The organism is Streptomyces sp. MNU76, assembly GCF_020982545.1.
Classification (GTDB): Bacteria; Actinomycetota; Actinomycetes; order Streptomycetales; family Streptomycetaceae; genus Streptomyces.
On sequence record NZ_JAJKLK010000026.1, the window covers coordinates 38,321 to 54,454 of the forward strand.

The following is a 16,134-nucleotide window of genomic DNA, read 5'->3' on the forward strand; positions in this document are numbered from 1 at the left end:
CGGCCGTGGCCGACCTCGGGTCCTCGCAGCCGGCTACCAGTCGCCGTCCTGGATCGGCTTGCCCGGGGCGTCACCCAGCGGCTTGACCTGGCCGGGAGCGGGTGCCTGCCACGGATCGAGGTCGTCGCCGAGCCAGTCACCGACGGGTTTGACCGTGCCGAGGGCGTCGGCCGGGTCGAGATCGTGGGCGTCGTTGTCGTAGTACTCGAACCACGGGAGCCCGGCCCGGGTGTACGCCGCGCGGTCCACGGGCGACGGCGGCGGGGCCTCCCCGGTGATCCGGCGCCACTCGGGCGGGGTCACCAGATGCACGAAGACCCGCCCGGACGGCCGCTCCGCCCAGCTGCCGCGCGGCCAGGTGTCCCGGTAGACCTCCTGCCGCATCGACCCGCCGACCCCGAGACCCATCGTCGCCGGAGCCCGGGGCGCAGCCGCGGGACCGCTGCGCTGCGGGGCCGCGGCGGGCGCCGCCATCGGGTACGCGGCACCCGGCGGCATCGGGCCCCCGCCCGGCGCGGGGGGCAGCGGGGCTCCGGTGGCCGGGGGCGCCATCGGCACGGCACCCGGCGGCGGCATCGGGACCGGGCCGGTGCCGGCGAAGAGGGTGGTGGTACCGAGCTCGGCGAGGTCGCGCTTCCGCTCGGCCCTCAGCCGCTCCTCCTCCCGCCACACCGCCAGCTGCTTGCCGTTCAGCGGGAACGACTGCAGCTGCACCCCGCCGAACACCTCCTCGCCGGTGACCTGGCCCTCGACCGTGGCACCGAGGCCGAGAGGCACGGCCACGAACTGCCTGACCGTGCCCTTGCCCGAGTTGATGCCGTCCAGCCAGGGCTGCCGGGGGACTACGACGTAGTTCTGCGGATCGCGGGCGAGCGCGCCGGTCCACGGCTTGCCCGACACCGCGCACACCTTGCCGACCCCGACCTGGAGCGCCGCCGGTTCCGTGGAACCGCCGAAGTGCAGCCACATCGCCTCGCGCAGATACACGGGGAGCATCACCCCGCCGCGCGCCCGCATCTCGGCGGGAGCGGTGTGCGGGTGGTCCTCGACCCGGCGGATCGGGAAGTCGCCCAGTCCGGGCGGGAGTTGATGCGTCCCCGTCTCCGGCAGACGCAGGGTGCGGATGAAGCGCACCCGCACCCCGCCCGGCAGATGGAGTGTGGTCCCGTCGATCCGCACGGTGCCTTCGGCCATTCCGTACGCTCCCCTCGTCGTCGCGTCGCGCCTTGTACTCGGCGTCACTTAGTACGTCCGACGAGGCCGGACCGGTTCCGTCGACGGGGGCGCACGATGTGTACGCGGTCGCGCAGGCGCGTGAGCCGGGGGGAGCGCTCGCGCTGTTCACGGGTGCAGCGGTCGAGCTCCTCCAGCAGCCGCTGGGAGCGGTGCTCGGTGTCCATCTCGTCCAGCATGCGGTTGACCTCCGTCAGCACGGCGCCGTGCAACTGCCAGTGACTCGGGTCGCGCTGGACGTCCTCCAGGAGCAGCTGGGCGAGCTTGTCGCGGGTCGCGACGGCGGTCGACAACTCGGCGGCGAGCCGGTCCTCCGCGGACTCGGCACTGCGGGTGACGTCGGTGGTGACCAGCACCGCGAAGCTGACCACCGCGTCGCCGATCTCGGCCAGCAGCCGCTCGATGGCGGCTCCCGCCTGCGCCGAGAACAGCGGGCTCGGTTCCCGCTCCTTGGCGAGGTCGGTGAGGGTACGGGCCAGCACCCGCAGCACCACCGTGCAGATCTCCAGCGTGTCCAGGCCGGTGCGCAGCACCACCCGGTGCAGCAGGCCCTCCCGTACGCGCGGATTGAGCTTCAGGCTGTCCTCGGCCTGCTTGAGGGCCGCGTCCACCTCGACGATGTCGAAGTCCAGCTCCCGGGCCTCGTGCAGCCGGGCCGCCGCGGCCTCCGCCGGAGTGCGGCCCGCGGCCTGCTCGCCGACCCGTATCATCAGCCGCCGCATCCGCCGGGCCAGGTCCTCGATGGACTCACCGGCCGCCTCCACCCAGACCGGGGGAGCGAGCAGCAGGTTGAAGGCGAGTCCGACGACCGCGCCGATCAGGGTCTCCAGGATCCGTGCCCAGGCCGTGTCGCCGACCCTGGTGACGCCGAGCACCAGCATCGCGCTGATGGCCACCTCGGGCACGAACTCGCTCACCCGCACCAGATGACCCACCGCGAGCGAGGCCAGGATGATCAGGGCGAGGCTCCACCAGGTGAGGCCCACCAGGACACTGAAGCCGATGGCGATGACGACGCCGGCGACCACCGAGTTCACCCGGCGGATACCGGTGGTGAGGGTGGAGTAGAGGGTCACCTGCACGACCAGCAGGGCGGTCAGCGGAGCCGTCAGGGGCGCCGCCTCCGTGCTGAGTTGCAGCGCCACCACATAGGCCACCGTGGCCGCCGCCGCCGACCGCACCGACTGGACGATCACCGGGTCCTGTCGCCACTTCGCGACCCGTGTGTCGATCAGGCCCCACACTTCACGCACGTCTCGCATCCTTGCGCTGTTCCCGTTCCACTGGCGCCCCGAACTCCTGACCGAGGACAGTAGTCACCTGGGTGATCGCACGGGAGGACGGAAGACCACAAGGTCAGGGCGGGTTCAGTCGTACAGTTTCACCAGGAACGCGGACAGATTGCCCACCGTCCGGGCGATCTGTTCCTCCACGGTGAGGCTCTCCTCGAAGCGGCTCCCGCTCGCCAGGGCCTTCTTGCCGCGCACATAGAGCGAGCACGCCAGGTCGGCGCACATGTACACGCCGACCGAGTTCCCCTCCCGGCCGGCCGCGCCCGCCTTGCGTGCCGTCATCAGGGAGACACCGCCGCCCGGATGCGTCGTCAGGCACAGCGAGCACATGCTGCGGTGCAGGAACCCGCGCCGCGCGGAGGGGAGCCGCAACGCGACACCGGCGAATCCTCCCTCGCGCTCCGCGACCAGATAGCTGCGGTCGGGCGCACCGGGATCCCGCCAGCCGAGGAAGTCGAGATCCGCCCAGGGCCGCTGCTCCAGATCGCGCGGCACGAAGATCCTCTTCGCCTCCCCCTTCGAGCAGTTGACGAAGGAGGTGCGGATGTCCTGCTCGGTGAGTGTCCTCATGAGGGCCTGTTCTCCGGTGAAGGGAAGGGGATGATCAGTCTCGGAACCTAGGGACACTAGGTTTTCACCTAAGGTACGCGGGCTTCGGGGGAGGGGCCAATGGTTTTTGGGGTTGTCAGAGCTGGCTCCGTCGGTGCGGCCGTCGGGGGCCACACGCCCGGGGGAGAGCACCTACACGGACGTCGGCCCCGGCCGACCGGCGCCCTCCGCACGAATGACGCCGAGCGGAACCCCGGCGCGGACTCGGGCCGCCGACTGGACGAGCTCATCGCCTCGGGCCGCTATGTGGAGGACGTCCACGCGGCCGGATGAGCGGTGTGATCGTGGGGGCCCACCTGGCAGAGTGGGCCCCACGCGCAGACCGACGAGGGGGATGGCAGTGGACGAGCAGGAACGCGCGCGGCTGGCGCTCGCGGCGGCGGGGCTGCCGCCGGAGAGTCTCGCCGAGCGCCGGCCGCTCACCGGCGGCACCTACAACACGGTCGAGGAACTGCGCCTCGCCGACGGTACCCGGCTCGTCCTCAAGGTCCCTCCGCCGCCCACCACGCCCGGCCTGGCCCACGAGCGCGAACTCCTCGCCGCCGAGGCCGAGTTCTGCCGGGCCGCCGCGACCGTCGACGTCCCCGCTCCCCGCGTGGTCGGGGCCGCCTTCGACGAGAGCGCGCCCGCGGGCCGTCACCTCCTGCTCACCCACTGCCCCGGCACCGGCTGGGACGGGCCGCCCACCGGCCGAGAAGCGGCGCTGCGACGGGAGCTGGGCGGCCTGGTCGCCCGGCTGCACCGGGTCACCGGCCCCGGCTACGGCTGTCCCAGCGGCGCCCTCGGCCCTCTCGCCCCCGACTGGCGCACCGCGTTCACCGCCATGTACGAGGCCGTCCTCGACGACGCCGACCGCTTCGGCGCCTGGTTGCCCCGCCCCCTGGACGAGGTGGCCCGTACGGCGAAGCTCGCGTACGACGCCCTCGACGAGGTGACCGTGCCGCGCCTGGTCCACTTCGACCTGTGGCCGGGCAACATCCTCGTGGAGCACGGCGATACCGCGCGCGTGGGCGGACTGATCGACGGCGAGCGCATGTTCTGGGGCGACCCCGTCGCGGACTTCGTCTCGCTGGCGCTGCTGGAGGATGTCCGGGAGGACACCGACTTCATGACCGGATATCAAGAGGCGGGCGGTGTCGCCGAGTTCACGCCGTCGGCCGCCCGGAGGTACGCCCTCTACCGCAGCTACCTCGACCTGATCATGCTGGTGGAAACGGTGCCGCGCGCCATGGGCGGCGACGACCTCGCCTGGCGGCGGGAGCGGGTGGCCCCGCATCTGACGGCCGCCCTGGACGAGCTGGCCGGGGACGCCTGACACCAGGGGGTGTCTTGATAGTCCCGCACAGCACCCGCGGTGTCCGGCACGCACCCTCGCCGCACCGGCCAAAGACCCAACTAGCTCCTCCCCCACTCTCGACTTCGCTCGAGCGGGGGGACCCCCATCGAGGGCCTTCGTCCGGCATGCCGAGGGCACGCACCGGACACCGCGGGCACCGCACTGGACTTTCAAGACACCCCCTGGTGGACACCGCGTGGTTTGAGTCGATCGGGCCGAGGTACCCGCGCGCGGTGCACGACAGCAGGAAGGAGCACGCCGTGGACGATCACCGCCTGGAGGGTCCCGGCGAGCACCCGGACCCCATACCGAGGGACCTGCCCGACCAGCAGGCGACCGAGGGCGAGGACCCGTGGGAGGCGGCCCCGACGCGTGCCGCCGCCGACGAGCGTGACGGAGGTGCCGCCGACGTGCCCGACACGGACGAGGCCGGTACCGGACGACAGGGCGCCCCGCGGTCGGGCTCCGCCAACCCCGAGCAGCCCGTACCCGACGAGCCCTCCGGCTGACGCATGTCGCCCGACCCTCGTAGGCCGGCTCTCGGCCCCTCGCTCCCTGGCCCCTGCAGAGACTCGGCGCCTCCCCGGTGGGACCCGGGGAGGCGCCGTCGTGTCCGGGATGCGTCCGGGCCGCGTCCGGCGTGCTCAGCCGACCTTCCGGCCCCGCAGCGGTTCCGTCTCCGCCCCGGCGCCGTGCCGCAGCCCCTCCAGGAACTCCTCCAGCACCTCCACCGACGTGCGCTCGGGCCGCCAGCGCAGCTCGTCGCGGGCCTTCGAGCAGTCCATCAGCGGCAGCCGCAGCACGGCGTCGAAGAGGTGCGGCGAGGCGGGCAGCAGCCGCAGGTTCCACGCGGCGGCGATCGCCGAGCGGGCCGCGACACGGGGCAGCCGCACCGGACGGGACCCCAGCACCTCGCTGAGCAGCGCGGCGTCCACGGGTGACTCCGCCGCGAGGTTGAAGGCACCACGGGCATCGGAGTGCAGGGCCAGCCGGTACGCGCGGGCCGCGTCGTCGGTGTGCAGGGCCTGCACCTTCAGTCCGGGGATGTCGGGCAGGAACGGCAGGAGATCGGGCCGGGCCAGCTGCCCCGGCAGGAAACGCCCGCCGAAGATACGGCGCTGCTCGCTCGCCGACTCCCGTTTGAACAGGAACGCGGGCCGCATCCGCACCACCCGCACCCCGGGGTGCTCGTGGTCGAAGGAGTCCAGGGCCCGCTCCAGATACGCCTTCTCCCGGCAGTACGCGGCGTCCGGCCAGCCGTGCGTCGGCCACGACTCGTCGACCGCGCGGCCCTTCGGACCGGGGGAGTAGGCGCCGACGGACGAGGCGTGCACCAGCGTCGGGACCTCGGCCTTCGCCACCGCCTCGAAGACCCGGATGCTGCCCAGCACATTGGTCCGCCAGGTGGCGGCCGGGTCGTGTGTCGGCTGGAACGCCCAGGCGAGATGGACGACCGCGTCCGCCCCCTCGAACTCCTTGACCAGATCGGCCTCCTCGGACCCGACGTCCACGGCCGACCAGTCCGTCTTCGCGGGGGACCAGTCGGGGATCCGCCGGGCCAGGCCCCGTACCCGGTCGACCCGCGCGTCCTCCGCGAGCAGCCGCACCAGACTCGTCCCCACATTGCCGGTGGCGCCAGTGACCACGATCCTGCCGCCGGATTCTCCGTTCACCGCAGACTCCTCTCGCGCACTTCGATCCCTCCGGAGCCGCTCACGAGTACCCGGGCCCGAAGAATGCACGCGGCCACTACCGGCCACCCCGACGAACCGCCGCCTACGCGGGACACAGCGCCGCCCGCCGACTCCGCCGATTCCGCCCGGGGCCGGTCGGACGCGGGAGATGATCAGTACATGACCGAGATCATCCTGATGTCCGACCCGAGGGTGGCGGCCGTACCCGTCGACGACCGGGACGAGCCGCTCGTCGACGTACGCCGAGCCGGTCCACTGCTGGTCGACGAGCGCAAGGCCGACGGCACGGGCGCCTACGCCCATCTGCGCGCGGAGGTGCACGACCGGCTGCTCAAGGCCCAGGACCTGCTGCCGGACGGGCTGCGTCTGCTCTTCGTGGAGGGCTACCGGCCGCCGGCGCTGCAGCGCGCCTACTTCGAGCGGTACGCGGCCGAGCAGCGCGCCCTCCACCCCGACTGGCCCGCCGACCACATCCGCGAGGCGGCCAGCCGCTATGTCTCCCCGCCCGAGATAGCCCCGCACTCCGCGGGTGCCGCCGTGGACCTGACCCTCGTGGACGCCGACGGCCGCGAACTCGACCTCGGTACGCGGGTCAACGCGAGCCCGGAGGAGAGTGACGGAGCCTGCTACACGGGGGCGGACGGCATCTCCGCGGAAGCCCGCGCCCACCGGGAGACGCTCGGCGCCGCCCTCGGCGCGGCGGGCCTCGTCAACTACCCGACGGAGTGGTGGCACTGGTCGTACGGCGACCGTTACTGGGCTCTCGCGACGGGCGCGCCGACGGCGCTGTACGGACCGCGGGAACTCGACGCCTGACCACCCCGGGCAAGGAGAAGCCCCGACCGGGACGGGGGAATCACGGTCGGGGCGGTCTGTGTGGGGGTGCGGATGGCGGTCGCCTCTCGGCGAAAGGCTCCACAGGGCTTCAGCCGAACGATCGTCCCTGTGGGCAAGAGGTGAGGCCCGGGGACACTGTCCCATCCACACCCACGGCTGGTTCAACGGGAAACTACCAGGGGGTGTTCCTTCCGATCGGGACAATGGCGGTGATCTGTGTCACGTTGTGCCGGGCCGCCCACAGCGGCTGTCACCAGGTCATTCCTCCCGGCCCAGCGGACTCTCCTCCAGGGCGGCCAGCAGATGGGCCGGATTCCGGAACACCGCCTCCGCGCCGGCCGCCTCCAGTTCGGGCCGTGGGATGCCGCCGGAGAGCACGGCCACACAGCGCACCCCGGCCCGGGCACCGGCCCGCATGTCCCAGACGGTGTCCCCGACGAACACCGACCGCTCGGCCTCCGCCCCCGCCAGCTCCAGAGCCTGCTCGACGGGGTCCGGCGCCGGCTTCCCCCGGTCCACGTCGTCGGCGCTGGCCGTCGCCGCGATGGCGTCGTCGGCCCCGATGGCCCGCCGCAGCGCGGCCAGCTCGGCCCCGCCCGCCGAGGTCGCCAGCACCACGCTCCAGCCCTGCCCGTCGAGCCGCCGCAGCAGGCGCCCGGCGTCCGGCAGGGCGGGCAGCCGCTCGAAGTACGTCCCGTACAACGCCTTGTGCGCCGCGCTCAGCGCGTCCTTCTCCGCCGGATCCCGCTCCTCACCCAGCAGATGCGTGATCAGGTCCCCGGACGGCAACCCCACCGCCCGATGGATGTCGTGCATGGCCACCTCGTGCCCACCCTGCCGAAACGCCTCCCACCAGGAGACGACATGCAGCTGATTGGTGTCGACGAGGGTCCCGTCGACGTCGAACACGGCAGCTTTTCCCATGGCTCACCTTTCTCAAGACGATCACATCCGCGCCCCTCATGGGGCGCGGGGAACTGCGCGACCAGCCACAACCCCACCCGCGCCCGCCGCCGCACCGAACCCCCGAGCTCTCAGGCACTCACCACTCCCTCCGGCACCTCCCGATCACGCGCCCACCTCACCACCTCATCCACCCCCCACGTCGTCACCACCCGCTCGGCCGGCACCCCGCACTCCTCCGCCCGGGCACACCCGTGCACCTGCCACGTCAACTGCCCCGGCGCGTGCGCGTCCGTGTCGATCGAGAACAGCACCCCCGCCTCCGCGGCCCGCAGCAGCAGCCGCCGCGGCGGATCCAGCCGCTCCGGCCGGGAGTTGATCTCCACGGCCGTCCCGGTCTCCGCGCACGCCGCGAACACCGCGTCCGCGTCGAACTCCGACTCCGGGCGGCCCCGCCCGGTGACCAGCCGCCCCGTGCAGTGCCCGAGCACGTCGGAGTGCGGATCACGCACCGCGGCGACCATCCGCCGGGTCATCGCCCGGGAGTCCATCCGCAGCTTGGAGTGGACGGACACCACCACCACGTCCAGCCGGTCCAGCAGCTCCGGCTCCTGGTCCAGCGAGCCGTCGTCGAGGATGTCGCACTCGATGCCGGTGAGGAGCCGGAACGGCGCCCAGGTCTCGTTCAGCGCGGCCACCACGTCGAGCTGCTCCCGCAACCGCTCCGGGGACAGGCCACGGGCGACGGTCAACCTGGGGGAGTGGTCGGTGAGCACCGTCCACTCGTGGCCGAGGCGCGCGGCGGTCCGGCCCATCTCCTCGATCGGGCTGCCGCCGTCCGACCAGTCGGAGTGCACATGGCAGTCGCCCCTGATCAGCTTCCTCAGCTCCGCGCCCGCGTCACCCTCCGTGAGCGGAGCCTCGGCCCCCTGCTCCAGTTTCCGCAGGTAGCCCGGCACCTCCCCGGCCAGCGCCTCGCGCGCCACCTGCGCGGTCCTCGGCCCGACCCCCTTCAGCGACTCCAGCGAGCCCGCGGCCGCCCGCTCGGCGACCTCGTCGGCCGGCAACGCGCCGAGCACGGAGGCGGCCGTACGGAACGCCCGTACGCGGTAGGTGGGGGCCCGGTCCCGCTCCAGCAGGAAAGCGATCCGGTCCAGGGCCTCGACGGGATCCATGGCACCTCCAGCCTCCCGCTTCCAGCGTCACCCAGGCCCCGGGTACCCGCACGACGGCCGGACGATCACAGGCGCCGTCGGACCGGCCCGTCCGTTCTCCCCCCGTCACCCGCCGCCGGACCGCTCTACCCTCGAAACATGACCGAGAGCGCGAGCCCCTACATTTCCCATCCCCGTGTCCTGGTGCTCGGGGTGCAGCCCGGTACGCCGCCGTTCCGGATCGTGGAGATCGACGGCCAGGTGGTCGGCGAGGCGAAGCGGCTGACGGACGTCCTCCAGACGGCCGCCGCATACGGAGTCGTCGTGCACGACCTCGACGATCCCGACCAGGTCCGCTGGGTGGGCGGCGACAAGTTCACTTGGACGCCGCGCTAGCCCGCCCGGACGCCGGACCGGCCTCCTTGCGCCGGCCCACCCGCAGACGCCGGCCCCAGGCGCCGCGCGGCCCCTTCGGCTGGGTCGACGCCTTTGCCCGAGCGGTTCCCTTGCCTTGGCCCGTCCCCTTGCCCTGAGAGGTTCCCTTGCCGCGAGCCGCCCCCGTGCCCCGAGCCGGTGCGGGTTTCGGCTCTCGCGGCGCCCTGGCGTGTACGGCGCGGCCGAGGCGCCGGCCCAGCAGCAGATAACCCAGCAGCGCGCCCGTCGTGTTGAGGATGACGTCGTCGATGTCGAACGCCCGCCCGGTGACCAGCGCGCCCTGCACCAGCTCGACCAGCAGCATCATCAGCGCGGTCAGGGCGGGCACCCGCAGCAGACCGCGCGCGCCGGGCGCCAGCACCGGCAGCAGGATCCCGAACGGCAGGCCCAGCAGGACGTTCCCGCCGACCTGCTTGAGCGCGTCGCGCGCGTCGGGGTGGTGCCAGTACAGCTCCAGCGAGGCGCCGGGGCGGAGGTTGCTGTGGGTGAGCGCCTCCGACGCCGGGGACGGCTGGAGGGTGAGCCCGGCCAGTACCGCGCCGAACGCCACCATCGCCAGGAACGCCAGGGCCATCACCAGCAGCCGCAGAGGCAGCGGGAGCGGTCGTGGACCGCGCTCGGCCGCCGGGGAACGGCGGCCGGAGGTGGTGGAACGGGAACGTGACGTGGTGCCGGCCATGCGACCCTCCCGATTTCAACTTCCTTCTGTACCAAGCCTGTTACCCCCGAAGTGGTCCGCGATGCCCACCCGCGCGCGGGGTGCGGGAAGTCGCCGACCGGGCCCCGCCGGGTTTCGGCCCGCCCCTCGCGGGCACCTGGACCGCGAGTGACAGGGACCCGCTCCCGTTCGAGGGGCGCCGTCAGGCGCCCGGGAGCGGAGGGACGTGGGAGGGCGCTCGGGTACGCCTGCCGTGGACGGGCCGACGTACCGCGCGCCCTCCCCGCAGCCGGGGAGGGCGCCGGTGTCCGGTCATGACCCGTACGTCACCTTCACCTCCTCGAAGCCGAGCGACTTCAGCAGTCCTTCGAGCATGTCGGTGGTGTTGGCCTCGGCCCGCTCCGTGAGCTTGCTCTCCTTCGCGGCGTCCCCGATGTGCTTGACGGCCAGGCGCTGCACCGCCTGTTCGCCGTTGGGGTTGTCCGAGAACAGGTCGCCGAGGCGGTCGAGCAGGCCACGCTCCTTGGAGACGGCGTAGGAGTGCTCGGTGTCGAGGGCGGGTTTGCCGAGCTGGGCGTGCGGGAGGTCGATGGTGGCCGAGGTGCGGTCCTCGTTCGTCTTCACGTCGTTCTCGCCGACCTTGCCGAGGTCGACATAGGCGTCCACGGTGCCCGCGCCCACGTACAGCGTGCGGGTACCGCGGATCGCGTCCGGCAGGTACTTGGCGTCCTTCTCCAGGTCGACGACCACCTGGAAGTTGCCCGAGGCGGCGTCGTAACGGCTCATGTCCTGGATGGACTTCAGGAGCGTCGGTCCCGAGCGGTCGTGCTCCTCGGTGCCGAACACGTCGTCCAGCCCTCCGAAGACCAGCATCCGCAGCGCGGCCAGCAGCACCACGATGAGGATGACCACCGCGGCGAGCAGCTTGGCCCAGCCGGGCACACGCGTGCGTTTGATGGACGTCGTCATGTAGACGGCCCTCCTTCCTCTTTCAACGAATGCCCTCAAACACCGTGGGGGAACGCCCAGTTGACGTTTGTTCCCCTAGCATGAGCCGCGCAACCCGTAATGATCATGTTCATGCGAGGAGCCGACCGTGCGTGACATCGCCGTTTTCACCGGCAGCGCCCACCCCGAACTCGCGGGGGAGGTCTGCGCGCACCTCGGGGTGCCGCTGAGTCCGTCCCGGGTGAGCCGGTTCGCCAACGACTGTCTGGAGGTGCAGCTTCAGGCCAACTGCCGGGAGAAGGACGTCTTCCTGGTCCAGCCGTTGGTCACGCCGGTGCAGGAGCACCTCGTCGAGCTGTTGCTGATGTGCGACGCGGCGCGCGGCGCCTCGGCCGGCCGGATCACCGTGGTCATGCCGCACTACTCGTACGCCCGCTCGGACAAGAAGGACGCGCCGCGGATTTCCATCGGCGGCCGGCTGGTCGCCGATCTGATGGTGTCGGCGGGCGCGGGCCGGGTGCTCGCCATGACGCTGCACTCGCCGCAGGTGCACGGCTTCTTCTCGGTGCCGGTCGATCATCTGCACGCGCTGCGTGAACTGGCCGCGCACTTCCGGCGCTACGACCTGACGCGTACGACGGTGGTCTCCCCGGACCTGGGCAACGCCAAGGAGGCGGCGGCGTTCGCGCGGATGATCGGCGCGCAGGTCGCGGCGGGTGCCAAACAGCGGTTCGCCGACGACCGGGTGAGCATCAGCTCGGTGATCGGCGAGGTCGCCGGACGGGATGTGATCGTCCTGGACGACGAGATCGCCAAAGGCAGTACCGTGCTGGAACTCCTGCAGCGGCTACGGGAGTTGGGGCCGCGCTCGATCCGGGTGGCCTGCACCCACGGGCTGTTCGCGGCGGGCGCTCTGAAGCGGCTGAGTGAGCAGCCCGACGTGCTGGAGATCGTCTGCACCAACACCGTGCCGGTCCCCGTGGAGGAGCGCACCGACAAGCTGAACGTGCTCTCCATCGCCCCCGCGCTCGCGGAGGCCGTCCGCCGTATCCACAACGGCGAGTCCGTCAGCGCCCTGTTCGACGCGCCCGCGGGCGACGCGGGAGGCGAGGGCTGACGGGCGGAGCGGGGTCATAACGTGCCGGACGTGGCCTCCGGCTGTCCCAGGGCCGCGTCCAGGGACGAGGCGGGCGGCAGCAGCCGGGCCAGGCCGGTGACCTTGAGGACGCGCAGGGTGAGCGGATGGGTGCAGACCAGGCGCAGTTCGCCGTCGCGGTCGAGCACCCGCTGCCGCGCCCGGTAGAGCAGCCGCAGCCCGGAGCAGTCGAAGAACTCGACGTGCCGGAGGTCGATCACGATCCGGGCGCCGGGGCGGCCGGTCTCCGCGTCGAGGTGCGGAATGATCTCCACGGCCGCCGCGATGTCGATCTCACCGTGCAGTTCGAGCACGCTGTGGCCGCGGTCCGTGCGGACGCGCAGGTACCCGGTCGCGGGCGGTGTGGGGTCGCTCGACACGACGGCATCGCCTCCTACCGGACTCTGTGAGGGTGTGAGGGCAAAACCCTTCCCCGCCCTGCAAGTTACCCTCGTCAGGGTGAATTTCAGCATGTTCGATTGACATATGTCTTCGATTTCTTCGGCAAGCCGTCCGGAGTTTTGCGCAGTGCCCCCTACGACAGCGCGTGCCACGCCTTGGACAGCGCCTGCCGGAGCTGGTCGGCCTGATGCGGGGTGAGGTCGCTGATCATGCGTTCCTCCAGGTCCCGCACGGGCCCCGCGAAGCGGGCGAGCAGCTCGCGCCCCTCGTCGGTCAGCAGGATGAGCAGCTCGCGCCGGTTGCGCGGATTGCGCTCCCGGCGCACGAGCCCCCGGTTCTCCAGACTGCGGACGAGATCCGCGACGGACTGGGCCGTGACGAACGAGTCGCGGGCGAGCTGGGCGGCCGAGAGCCCGTCGTGGCGCTGGAGGACCGTGAGCGAGGTGTACTGCAGCGCCGTGATCCCGGCCGGCTTCACCAGATCGTCCAGGCGGGAGCGGACAACGAGCTCGACCTGCTTGACCATGTAGAGGAGCGAAGGGGGTGCCTTGGTGCCGACCATGGGGTCAGCGTAAAGCATTGACAGGAATCCTGGGTGTGATGAAACTGCGGACCAACAGGAATCCTGTTGGTTGAAGATGTAGCGATCAAGGCTGGACCAAAGCTGAGGAGTGGGCAATGACGACCACCTTCGAGAGCGAGCCCGGGCGGCTGTTCATCGGTGGGCAGTGGCTCGAGGCGAGTGACGGTGCACGGACCGACGTGATCGACCCGTCCACGGGCCAGGTGGTCACGACCGTCGCGGAGGCGGGCGCGGCCGACGTGGACGCCGCGGTGCGCGCCGCCCGCGAGGCCTTCGACAGCGGAGGCTGGTCCGGGCTGAGCGGCCGCGAGCGCGGCCGGATCCTGAACCGCGTGGCTCAGCTCATCAGGGAGAACGCCGACGAGATCGCGGCGATCGAGAGCCGCGACGTCGGCAAGCCCATCACGCTGGCCCACGCCGTCGACGTGACGAACGCGGCCAACGACTACGAGTACTACGCCTCCCTCGCCTGGACCCTGGACGGCTCCGCCCGCGACGTCCCGAACAACCGCCTCGCCTACACCAGGCGCGGCCCGATCGGAGTGGTCGGCGCGATCACCCCCTTCAACTTCCCGCTGATCCTGGCCGGTTCGAAGATCGCCCCCGCGCTCGCGGCCGGCAACACGGTCGTCCACAAGCCGGCCGAGGAGACCCCGCTCAGCGCCCTCTACATGGCGGGCCTCCTCAAGGAGGCCGGCGTCCCCGACGGCGTCTACAACGTCGTCACGGGTACGGGCCCGGTCGCGGGCGAGGCGCTGCTGCGCAACCCCGGCGTCGACAAGATCGCCTTCACCGGCTCCACCGCCACCGGCCGGCACGCGGCGAGCGTCGCCGGCGAGGGGCTGAAGCAGGTCACCATGGAGCTGGGCGGCAACGCGGCGCACGTCGTCTTCGAGGACGCCGACATCGAGAAGGCCATCGGCGCCATCATCAAGGGCTTCGTCTTCAACACCGGCCAGTTCTGCATGGGCGGCCCCCGGCTGCTGGTCGCCCGCCCCGTCTACGAGACCGTCCTCGGCATCCTCGCCGACGCGGTGCCCGGCGTGCCCCTCGGCGACCCCCGGCAGCCGGAGACCGTCATCGGCCCGATGGCGGGCGAGCGGCACCTGAAGAAGGTCGAGGAGTACGTCGAGCTGGCCCGCAAGGAGGGCGGCCGCATCGTGTGCGGCGGCGAGCGCCTGGACCTCGGCGGCGGCTACTACTACAAGCCGACCGTCATCGCCGACCTCGCCAACGACTCCCGGGTCGTCCAGGAGGAGGTCTTCGGGCCGGTCCTCACCGTGCAGCCCTTCGACTCCGAGGACGAGGCCGTCGAACTGGCCAACTCCACGCCGTACGGCCTGGCCTCCGGCATCCAGACCACGAACCTCACCCGCGCCCACCGGGTGGCCGACCGCCTTCAGGCGGGCATCGTCTGGGTCAACGACTGGCCGATGCTCGACCCCGCCGTGCCCTTCGGCGGAGTGAAGGCCTCCGGCTTCGGCCGTGAGTACGGCCCCGAGGCCCTGGAGTCCTACACCAAGGTCAAGTCCGTCGTCGTCTCGCTCGACTGAGCACCTTCCCCGGGATCCCCGGTGAGCCGCGGGACCGATCCGGTGGCTCACCGACGAACAAGGAGTTCATGAGCATGTCCACCACCACACGTGCGGCCGTGGTCGAGTCCGGGGGCGCGCCCTTCACCCTCTCCGAGGTCGTCCTCGACCAGCCCGCGCAGGGCGAGGTCCTGGTCCGGATGGTCGCGGCCGGGCTGTGCCACACCGACCTGGGGGTCGCCAGCGGCGGGCTGCCCTTCCCGCTGCCCGGCGTGCTGGGCCACGAGGGCGCCGGTGTCGTCGAGGCCGTCGGCCCGGGCGTCACCGCCGTAGCCCCGGGCGACCACGTCGTCCTGTCCTTCACCTCCTGCGGCGGCTGCCAGAACTGCCGCGACGGTCACCCGGCGTACTGCGCCACCTGGCTGCCGCTGAACCTGCTCGGCGGCCGGCGCGCCGACGGCACCAGCACCATCAGCCGTGACGGCCAGGACCTCGGCGGCCACTTCTTCGGCCAGTCCTCCTTCGCCGAGCGCGCCCTGGTCGACGAGCGCGGCCTCGTCAAGGTCGACCCGGACGTCCCGCTGGACTCCATCGCCCCGCTCGGCTGCGGCGTCCAGACGGGCGTCGGCGCCGTCTGGAACGTGCTGGAGCCCCGCCCGGGCAGCACCGTCGTCGTCCTCGGCGCAGGAGCCGTGGGCCTGTCCGCCGTGATGGCGGCGAACCTGACCCCGGCGACCACGGTCGTCGCCGTGGACAAGGTCGGCGAGCGCCTGGAACTGGCGAAGGAGCTGGGCGCCACCCACACGGTGAACGCCGGCGACGTCGCCGACATCACCGAGGCGATCATGGAGATCACCGGCGGCCGGGGTGCCGACGGCGTCGTGGAGACCACCGGCAGCGTCGCCGTGCTCCGCAAGGGCGTCGACGCCCTCGCCGCGCGCGGCACCCTGGTCATCGTGGGCGCCCCGCCGTTCGGCACGGAGGTCTCCCTCGACGTCAACGGAATGCTCGGCGGCAAGCGGGTCGTCGGCCTCACCCTCGGCGACAACGAGATCCAGACCGCCATCCCGGTCCTCGTCCAGCTCGTCAAGGAGGGCAAGCTGCCGCTCGACCGGCTGATCACCCGGTACGAGTTCGAGGACATCGACCGGGCGGTCGCCGACATGAGCGGCGGCCGGAGCATCAAGCCGGTGCTGACCTTCTGACCCGCGGGCCCGCCGGGCGTCCCGACGCCCGCGAGCCCGCCCACCGCCTCCGACAACCGAGAAGCCATCTCCCGCCGGGGCACGTTCTCCCCGCGTGACCCCGGCCCTGTGGGTGACCTGCACACCAGGTCACCCACAGGGCTGTCGGGGGCATGAGGCATCGGAGCGAGAGAGGGCG

The 16,134-nt window shown here is 72.1% G+C and carries 17 protein-coding genes; 7 read left to right on the forward strand and 10 right to left on the reverse strand.

Going from position 1 to position 16,134, the window contains the following annotated elements; genetic code table 11:
• Positions 1–33 precede the first annotated feature (33 nt).
• From E4N62_RS40950 to E4N62_RS40960, 3 genes are all read right to left on the reverse strand, one after another.
• Positions 34–1,194, reverse strand: a complete 1,161-nt coding sequence (locus E4N62_RS40950; RefSeq protein ID WP_230222969.1) for a GyrI-like domain-containing protein — start codon at positions 1,192–1,194, stop codon at positions 34–36.
• A 44-nt stretch (positions 1,195–1,238) separates the two neighbouring features.
• A complete protein-coding gene (locus E4N62_RS40955) occupies positions 1,239–2,495 on the reverse strand; it encodes an aromatic acid exporter family protein (protein WP_230222972.1) in 1,257 nt (418 codons plus the stop codon).
• 105 nt (positions 2,496–2,600) lie between these two features.
• A complete protein-coding gene (locus tag E4N62_RS40960; RefSeq protein WP_184902632.1) occupies positions 2,601–3,095 on the reverse strand; it encodes an FBP domain-containing protein in 495 nt (164 codons plus the stop codon).
• A 379-nt stretch (positions 3,096–3,474) separates the two neighbouring features.
• Between E4N62_RS40960 and E4N62_RS40965 the strand changes: the two genes are divergently transcribed.
• Both E4N62_RS40965 and E4N62_RS40970 read left to right on the forward strand, forming a co-directional pair.
• On the forward strand, positions 3,475–4,449 hold the full coding sequence (locus tag E4N62_RS40965) for a phosphotransferase family protein (RefSeq protein WP_230222974.1): 975 nt from the start codon (positions 3,475–3,477) through the stop codon (positions 4,447–4,449).
• Between the two features lie 281 nt (positions 4,450–4,730).
• Positions 4,731–4,979, forward strand: coding sequence for a hypothetical protein (locus E4N62_RS40970; protein ID WP_230222976.1), 249 nt, complete (start codon positions 4,731–4,733; stop codon positions 4,977–4,979).
• Positions 4,980–5,114: 135 nt separating this feature from the next.
• On the opposite strand, the gene E4N62_RS40975 is transcribed toward E4N62_RS40970, so the two are convergent.
• On the reverse strand, positions 5,115–6,143 hold the full coding sequence (locus E4N62_RS40975; RefSeq protein WP_230222978.1) for an SDR family oxidoreductase: 1,029 nt from the start codon (positions 6,141–6,143) through the stop codon (positions 5,115–5,117).
• 180 nt (positions 6,144–6,323) lie between these two features.
• Here E4N62_RS40975 and E4N62_RS40980 point away from each other — a divergent pair, with 180 nt between their 5' ends.
• The gene (locus E4N62_RS40980) at positions 6,324–6,980 is read left to right on the forward strand and encodes a M15 family metallopeptidase (RefSeq protein ID WP_230222980.1); all 657 of its coding nucleotides are present in this window, start codon (positions 6,324–6,326) and stop codon (positions 6,978–6,980) included.
• A 279-nt stretch (positions 6,981–7,259) separates the two neighbouring features.
• Here E4N62_RS40980 and E4N62_RS40985 read toward each other — a convergent pair whose 3' ends face one another.
• Positions 7,260–7,925 (reverse strand): HAD family hydrolase, encoded by a 666-nt coding sequence (locus E4N62_RS40985; RefSeq protein ID WP_230222983.1) that lies wholly within the window; start codon positions 7,923–7,925, stop codon positions 7,260–7,262.
• Between the two features lie 110 nt (positions 7,926–8,035).
• On the reverse strand, positions 8,036–9,079 hold the full coding sequence (locus tag E4N62_RS40990; protein ID WP_230222985.1) for a PHP domain-containing protein: 1,044 nt from the start codon (positions 9,077–9,079) through the stop codon (positions 8,036–8,038).
• 138 nt (positions 9,080–9,217) lie between these two features.
• Between E4N62_RS40990 and E4N62_RS40995 the strand changes: the two genes are divergently transcribed.
• The gene (locus E4N62_RS40995; protein ID WP_184902644.1) at positions 9,218–9,454 is read left to right on the forward strand and encodes a hypothetical protein; all 237 of its coding nucleotides are present in this window, start codon (positions 9,218–9,220) and stop codon (positions 9,452–9,454) included.
• On the opposite strand, the gene E4N62_RS41000 is transcribed toward E4N62_RS40995, so the two are convergent.
• Both E4N62_RS41000 and E4N62_RS41005 read right to left on the reverse strand, forming a co-directional pair.
• On the reverse strand, positions 9,435–10,172 hold the full coding sequence (locus E4N62_RS41000; protein ID WP_230222987.1) for a VanZ family protein: 738 nt from the start codon (positions 10,170–10,172) through the stop codon (positions 9,435–9,437). The genes E4N62_RS40995 and E4N62_RS41000 overlap by 20 nt on opposite strands.
• 291 nt (positions 10,173–10,463) lie before the next feature.
• Entirely contained in the window at positions 10,464–11,120 is a 657-nt protein-coding gene (locus E4N62_RS41005) for a DUF4230 domain-containing protein (protein ID WP_230222989.1), read from the reverse strand.
• A gap of 127 nt (positions 11,121–11,247) precedes the next feature.
• Here E4N62_RS41005 and E4N62_RS41010 point away from each other — a divergent pair, with 127 nt between their 5' ends.
• A complete protein-coding gene (locus tag E4N62_RS41010; protein ID WP_230222991.1) occupies positions 11,248–12,216 on the forward strand; it encodes a ribose-phosphate pyrophosphokinase in 969 nt (322 codons plus the stop codon).
• A 14-nt stretch (positions 12,217–12,230) separates the two neighbouring features.
• On the opposite strand, the gene E4N62_RS41015 is transcribed toward E4N62_RS41010, so the two are convergent.
• Together E4N62_RS41015 and E4N62_RS41020 are read right to left on the reverse strand one after the other, a co-directional pair.
• Positions 12,231–12,614, reverse strand: a complete 384-nt coding sequence (locus tag E4N62_RS41015; RefSeq protein WP_184902652.1) for an anti-sigma factor antagonist — start codon at positions 12,612–12,614, stop codon at positions 12,231–12,233.
• 155 nt (positions 12,615–12,769) lie between these two features.
• The gene (locus E4N62_RS41020; protein WP_230222994.1) at positions 12,770–13,198 is read right to left on the reverse strand and encodes a MarR family winged helix-turn-helix transcriptional regulator; all 429 of its coding nucleotides are present in this window, start codon (positions 13,196–13,198) and stop codon (positions 12,770–12,772) included.
• A gap of 116 nt (positions 13,199–13,314) precedes the next feature.
• On the opposite strand from E4N62_RS41020, the gene E4N62_RS41025 reads away from it, so the two are divergent.
• Both E4N62_RS41025 and E4N62_RS41030 read left to right on the forward strand, forming a co-directional pair.
• Entirely contained in the window at positions 13,315–14,772 is a 1,458-nt protein-coding gene (locus E4N62_RS41025; protein WP_230222996.1) for an aldehyde dehydrogenase, read from the forward strand.
• A gap of 74 nt (positions 14,773–14,846) precedes the next feature.
• A complete protein-coding gene (locus E4N62_RS41030; protein WP_230222998.1) occupies positions 14,847–15,956 on the forward strand; it encodes an NAD(P)-dependent alcohol dehydrogenase in 1,110 nt (369 codons plus the stop codon).
• Positions 15,957–16,134: the final 178 nt, after the last annotated feature.

Coding starts and splice junctions, on each gene's coding strand:
- E4N62_RS40950 (WP_230222969.1), bottom strand. CDS start 1,194: ATGGCCGAAGGCACCGTGCGGATCGACGGGACCACACTCCATCTGCCG.
- E4N62_RS41025 (WP_230222996.1), top strand. CDS start 13,315: ATGACGACCACCTTCGAGAGCGAGCCCGGGCGGCTGTTCATCGGTGGG.
- E4N62_RS41005 (WP_230222989.1), bottom strand. CDS start 11,120: ATGACGACGTCCATCAAACGCACGCGTGTGCCCGGCTGGGCCAAGCTG.
- E4N62_RS40990 (WP_230222985.1), bottom strand. CDS start 9,079: ATGGATCCCGTCGAGGCCCTGGACCGGATCGCTTTCCTGCTGGAGCGG.
- E4N62_RS40980 (WP_230222980.1), top strand. CDS start 6,324: ATGACCGAGATCATCCTGATGTCCGACCCGAGGGTGGCGGCCGTACCC.
- E4N62_RS40985 (WP_230222983.1), bottom strand. CDS start 7,925: ATGGGAAAAGCTGCCGTGTTCGACGTCGACGGGACCCTCGTCGACACC.
- E4N62_RS40960 (WP_184902632.1), bottom strand. CDS start 3,095: ATGAGGACACTCACCGAGCAGGACATCCGCACCTCCTTCGTCAACTGC.
- E4N62_RS40995 (WP_184902644.1), top strand. CDS start 9,218: ATGACCGAGAGCGCGAGCCCCTACATTTCCCATCCCCGTGTCCTGGTG.
- E4N62_RS41000 (WP_230222987.1), bottom strand. CDS start 10,172: ATGGCCGGCACCACGTCACGTTCCCGTTCCACCACCTCCGGCCGCCGT.
- E4N62_RS41030 (WP_230222998.1), top strand. CDS start 14,847: ATGTCCACCACCACACGTGCGGCCGTGGTCGAGTCCGGGGGCGCGCCC.
- E4N62_RS40955 (WP_230222972.1), bottom strand. CDS start 2,495: ATGCGAGACGTGCGTGAAGTGTGGGGCCTGATCGACACACGGGTCGCG.
- E4N62_RS41020 (WP_230222994.1), bottom strand. CDS start 13,198: ATGGTCGGCACCAAGGCACCCCCTTCGCTCCTCTACATGGTCAAGCAG.